Origin of the sequence: Geminicoccus flavidas, assembly GCF_009806515.1 — a bacterium.
Lineage (GTDB): Bacteria > Pseudomonadota > Alphaproteobacteria > Geminicoccales > Geminicoccaceae > Geminicoccus > Geminicoccus flavidus.
The window spans coordinates 1-3,380 of record NZ_WUJP01001032.1 but is presented as its reverse complement, the minus strand read 5'-3'; the positions used below and the strand labels follow the sequence as shown (position 1 = coordinate 3,380).

General features: G+C 73.3%; 1 protein-coding gene. It reads left to right on the top strand.

The features are described from left to right. Positions 1 to 93: 93 nt before the first annotated feature. The coding region (locus EQG76_RS29615) for a beta-ketoacyl synthase N-terminal-like domain-containing protein (RefSeq protein ID WP_235031620.1) at positions 94 to 3,380 on the top strand (3,287 nt) is incomplete at its 3' end.

Here is a 3,380-nt window from a genome sequence, read left to right as displayed (position 1 = left end):
CTGGCCGGCTGGCAGCTGCCCACTGTTAGGCCGGTCGAGCCGGCGAGGCTGCCCACCCCGTCCCCGGCACCTGCGCAGTCCGTGGCGGAGACGGTGGCGGCGGAGGCCGCCCGGATCCTCGGCCATGCGGACACCCGCCGGTTCCCGACAGGGATCAGCCTGTTCGAGCTGGGCCTGGATTCGCTGATGGCGGTGCAGCTGCGCAACCGCCTGTTCGAACGGTTCGGCGAGCCCGCCGCCAGCACCACGCTGCTGTTCGACCATCCGACCATCGATGCGCTGGCCGCCCATCTGGAGGGAACCGCCCGGCCGGCCGCACCGGACGTCGCGGCACCGAAACGGTCCGCCAACGAGCCCATCGCGATCATCGGCATCGGCTGCCGCTTTCCCGGCGGCGGCCAGGATCCCGCCTCGTTCTGGCAGTTGCTGCTGGCCGGCAGCGACGCGATCGGCCCGCTGCCCGAGCTGCGCCGCCAGCTTCCGGGCCACGAGGGGGAGGGGCTCGAGGCCGGCTTCCTGCCCGACATCGCCGCGTTCGACCCGACTTGGTTCGGCATCTCGCCGCGCGAGGCGCCCTATATCGACCCGCAGCACCGCCTCCTGCTCGAGGTCGCCAGCGAGGCGCTGGCCGATGCCGGCCTCGACCCGAAGGACATCGCCGGCAGCCGCACCGGCGTGTTCGTCGGCATGTGCAACTATGACTATGCCGTGATCGCCGCGGCCGGCGATCAGGTGGAAGGCTATGCCGGCACCGGCTCGGCACCCTCGATCGCGGCTGGTCGGCTCGCCTATACGCTGGGGCTGAACGGCCCGGCGCTGGTCACTGACACCGCCTGCTCCTCCTCGCTGGTGGCCGTTCACCTGGCGGTCGGCAGCCTGCGCGCCGGCGAATGCGGCATGGCGATCGCGGGCGGCGTCAACCTGATCATGGGGGCCGGCACCACCACTGCGCTCGGGCAGCTGCAGATGATGGCGCCCGACCGGCGCTGCAAGGCGTTCGACGACCGGGCCGACGGGTTCGTGCGCGGCGAGGGCTGCGGCCTGGTCCTGCTCAAGCGGCTCTCGGACGCAGAGCGCGACGGCGACCCGATCCACGCCGTGATCCTGGGCTCCGCCCTGAACCAGGACGGCCGCTCCGCCGGCCTGACCGCACCCAGCGGCGCCGCGCAGGAGGCGGTGATTCGCGCCGCCCTGGCCGATGCCGGGCTGGAGCCGGACGCGATCGATCTGGTCGAGGCGCATGGCACCGGCACCGCCCTGGGTGATCCCATCGAGGTCCATGCCCTGCGCGACCTGTTCGGCGCGCGCTCCCGGCCGCTTTGGGTCGGTGCGATCAAGACCAATATCGGCCATGCCGAGGCGGCCGCCGGCATTGCCGGCCTGATCAAGGCGGGCATGGCGCTCCGCCACGGCGTGCTGCCGGGCAACCTCCATTTCCGCCGCCTGAACCCGCATATCGCGCTCGGTGACGCCGACCTGCGCTTCCCCGCCGAGCCGGTGCCGGGCCCGTTCCGTCATGCCGGCGTCAGCTCGTTCGGCTTCAGCGGCACCAACGCCCATGTCGTGCTGGCCGCCCCGCCCGCCGGGACAAGGGCGCGGCCACCACTGCCGGCGCCGGCCTTCCAGCGCCGCCGCTACTGGGTCGAGCCGCGCCGCCAGCGCAGCCTGCCCAGGGCAGCCGGCCACCCGCTGCTCGGCCGCCGCCTGCGCTCCGCCGTGGCGCAGCGCCAGTTCGAGCAGCAGCTCGACCCGGCCAGCCCGCCCTGGCTGGCCGACCACCGGGTCGACGGCCGGGTGATCCTGCCGGCTGCGGCCATGGTCGAGATGATGCTGGCCGCTGTGGACGGGCCGGACCCGGTCCGGCTGACCGATCTCGCCTTCTATGCGCCGCTCGACCTCGGCACCGAGCCGGTCCTGCACACCGTGCTGGACCCTGATGCCCGCACCGTCACGATCTTCCAGGTGCCGGATGACGAAGCGGCACCCTTCCAGAAGCTGGCCGATGCCCGTTTCGCCACGGCACCGGCATCCGAAGCGGTCGAGCTGCCGGCCGACGGACAGCAGCTCGATCCGTCAGCCCTCTATGCCGCCTTCGCCCGGAGCGGCCTGGCCTATGGCCCGGCCTTCGAGGGACTGGCCGCACTCCGTCGCCAGGTCGACACGGCCGTGGCGGAGCTGGCGCATCGGCCGGACCCGGCCTTCCGCCTCGACCCGCGGCTGCTGGATGCTGCCTGGCAGGCCCTGGCCGCCCTCCTGCCCGAGGACACGGATGGCACCTGGCTTCTGGCCGGTGTGGAACGGCTCGACTGGTTCGGCGGCATGCCCCGCCGGGCGCTGGTCCGCAAAGCAGGGTCGCAGCGCTTCGACGCATTGCTCCTGGACCAGGACGGGCGCGTCGTGGCCGCCTGCCATGGCGTCGGCATGGCCCGGATCGCCCGGGCCGGCGGTGCTGCCGCGATCCACGACCTCCGCTTCCTGTCGGTTCCTCCGGATGCCCCGGCCGATCCCCGACCGCGCCGCATCCTCGACCTGCGTGGCCAGTCCGATCCGCTGGCCCTATTCGGGCAGGTGTTGGATGCCGTCGCCGAGGAAGCCGCCGCCGCAGCGCCACGGCCCCTGCTGCTCCGGACCGATGGCGCCTTCTCCGGCACCAATCCCGCCCAGGCCGCCGCAATCGGTCTTGCCAGCACGATCGCCGCGGAACTGCCCGAGCTCGATCCGCGCCTGCTCGACGGCCAGCCGGACCTGGCGCCGCCGCTACCGGCAGACCCGGCCTGCCGCCTGCTCTGCCTTCGGAACGGCGAGCTATCCCGCCTCGATCTCGAGCCACGCGAGCCGGCCGAGCTGCCACCCCCTGCCGGCAGCTTCGCCCTCCGGCGCGACCAAGCCGCCACCAGCCGCTCGCTCGCCTGGGAATCCCGCACGCGACCCAGGGCCGGGCCGGGCGAGGTCGTGGTCGAGATCGCCGCTTACGGCATCAATTTCCGCGACGTGATGAACCTGCTGGGCCTCTATCCCGGCGATGCCGGGGCACCGGGCGTGGAATGCGCAGGCGTGGTCGCCGAGGTCGGCCCGGGCGTCACCACGCTGCAGGAAGGTGATGTCGTCGTCGCGATCGCCGCCGGCTGCTTCGCCGACCGGGTAAAGGTCGATGCCCGCTTGGCCCGGCCGATCCCGCCCCGCCTCGACTGGAGCAGCGTCGCCGGGCAGCCCGTTGCGTACCTCACCGCCATGCTCGCCCTGGAGGGTCTGCGGCCTGGCGAGCGGGTGCTGGTCCATGCCGGCGCCGGCGGTGTCGGCCATGCCGTGCTGGCCCTGGCCCGCGCGGCCGGTGCCCGTCTCGTCGCCACCGCGGGCAGTGAAGCCAAGCGTGCCTATCT